General features: G+C 37.2%; 2 protein-coding genes. One reads left to right on the forward strand and one right to left on the reverse strand.

Going from position 1 to position 2,417, the window contains the following annotated elements; translation table 11 throughout:
- Positions 1 to 369: 369 nt before the first annotated feature.
- Entirely contained in the window at positions 370 to 555 is a 186-nt protein-coding gene (locus ADJ83_RS08770) for a hypothetical protein (RefSeq protein WP_048717539.1), read from the forward strand.
- Positions 556 to 898: 343 nt separating this feature from the next.
- On the opposite strand, the gene ADJ83_RS08775 is transcribed toward ADJ83_RS08770, so the two are convergent.
- Positions 899 to 2,245, reverse strand: a complete 1,347-nt coding sequence (locus ADJ83_RS08775; protein ID WP_048717475.1) for an ISLre2 family transposase — start codon at positions 2,243 to 2,245, stop codon at positions 899 to 901.
- Between the last annotated feature and the right edge of the window lie 172 nt (positions 2,246 to 2,417).

The raw sequence follows: 2,417 nt of genomic DNA on the forward strand, positions 1-2,417 counted from the left end.
CACTAAGTTAGAATGGTTTGGTAACTACCGATTCACCAGGTAATCACTTTTTCAGTGGCCTCAAGTGCAGTGTCTGTAGCGCAATGGAACGACTTATTTTTACACTTGACTATATTTAAAACATAGCTAATCATCATGAGAAATTAGCTTTATTTAAGAGTTAACTTAGAGATTGTTCGTCTTTAAAAATTAGTTATTTAGTTTTGTCCCAGCCTTTTCCTAAACTTTCAACTCTCAGTTATCCAATTAGAGGATAATCGAAAAATTCTTCTTATCTTTCGGCTTCTGCTTATTTCCCCCAATATCTGAGACTTACTTTTATTAGAAAATCTACTATAATGGAATTAGAAAAAAGGGAGAGGTGCTTAATTGGAATATATAAAGAGGCAATTTTTAGAAGGGAAAGAAAAATTACATGTATTATTTTTTTATATCGATAGGAAAAACTATATGGAGGAAGTAATTCAGTTTATCCATACTGGGATTGATGCAGGTGATTATATTATTCTAGTTGAGAATGAACGGAATTTCAAAAGGATTTATGAGAAAGTTTGAGTCAAGTATTTGTGGGAGAAATTTTTTATCGTCGGAATTTCTCTCTTTTTCAGTGTGTTTGCTATCTCTATTGTTAACGCTTTCTATACTTACTCTATTTATAGTCAGGCTGTTTTCGTAAAATTTTTTGGGATCAATAGACCGTTCCTTTCCGCTACAGGCACTTGCTTTCCGCGGGGAGGAAGTCGAGCCTCCTCGCCGTTCCGGCTGTGGGGTCTCGACCTTTCCTCTATGTCCCGCAGGAGTCAAGTGCCTTTCGCTCCAATCCACTCTGCGTTTTCTATGTTGTTAAAATCCATAACCTTTTAGAATACAGTTTACAGTTAAACGTCGACAATCCTTTTTAAAATCCTTGTAATGCTTTTAACGCATGATATAGTGGCTTTCCTGTTGTTTGACTCAAATAGGCAATGTTTTGTCTTGTTGCCTGTCCTGCTGTTTTGGTTAGTTTTTCACGGTAGTATTTTGGTTTTATATGATTTGATTCCTTCTCTTCCAATCGTTTCGTCATTGTTCCGATCAGTGTTTTAATATCTAATCCATCTTTTAAGCCAACCATGAATCGAATAAATGCATCTATTCCTTTTTCACTCCATGCCCTTCCGTTTTTCAGACGCTTGGCAAACACACTCATGGTTCCTTCTGCGCTGCCCATCGGACGCATATCACTCGTATCTATTCCTTGTTCCTGTAACCAAATTCTATAGTCTCCAAGTGCCTCGGGATATGGAGAAAGCTGGTTAATTAATGCTTCTAATCGTTCTTCTTTTTTCTCTGTATCCAGGGTCGCCACTGCACTATTTAACTCTACTAATAATCCCTCTCCATCATACTTAGCTAGCTTTTTTCGTATCGCTTTATATCTAGGATGTTCTTTAAAAATACGTTGGATTTCTCGAGCTACGTGGAATCTGTCTATCGTGAAAAAAGCTTTCTTTTGAAAATACTCTCTGCACGCAGTTATCCAACTAGCTCCGTCCCCATTGATAGCTAAAAGATGAGTAGTTGGATCGTAATGATACGTATCCATTAAAAATTGTTCTAACTCTTCCCAGAAAGGTGCTTCTGCTTTATGAATAAAATGCCGTTTTCCCACAAGACTGGCTCTCTTTCCATTCATAGACCAACCTTCATGGATAGCTGCGATCTTTTCTTCTCGTCCGCGCTTCTTACCACCTTGCCGTTTAATAAATAAGCCATCTACTTCGATAAATAATACCTTTCTTTTTGGTTCGATTGGCAAGCTCGGTACAACTTCTGTTTGTAATAAATGTTGACGAATCGCTTCATGACTAGCTACAGAGTATCCAAGTAATTTTTCTAACGTAGAAGATGCATGTCTGTATGATGGCCCAGTAACCGCCAATTCCATCGCCATTTCTTCCACAACTGGACTAAATCCTTTACCGCCCTCAAACTGTAAATATTGATCTAATAAATAGACATATTTGTTGCCGATACGATCCCAATAGTAATTTCGCTTAATTGAAACAGATCCAAATAAGGTGTCCATCTGAATCGCTCTCTTATCTTTGAGTTGATATCTTCCTTTATCTCGTTGTTCAGCTATTTCTCTGTCATACCCAGTTAACAGCTCCTCGAGAACTTCCGAAAAAGTTTCCTGTAATGTTTTAAATAAATCACTTTCTATTTCTTTTAATGTAGGTAGTTTTATGGTATTTTGTTTCATAGGGACTTTCTCCTTTTGTATGTTTTGTCCGCAAACACTACTATACAAAAAGAAAGTCCCTTTTTCTTTATTTTTGCTCATACTACCGCGCTTGCGTTTGGTTGGCGGTCTAACGACCACCAACCAAACCAGAGGGTAAATTATTTTCTACCCACAAACATTTTACTCATAC

Source organism: Bacillus sp. 522_BSPC, assembly GCF_001076885.1.
Taxonomy (GTDB): Bacteria; Bacillota; Bacilli; order Bacillales; family Cytobacillaceae; genus Niallia; species Niallia hominis.

What these genes read in the sequence shown, in the direction of transcription:
- ADJ83_RS08775 (WP_048717475.1), bottom strand. Translation starts at nt 2,245, where the DNA reads ATGAAACAAAATACCATAAAACTACCTACATTAAAAGAAATAGAAAGT.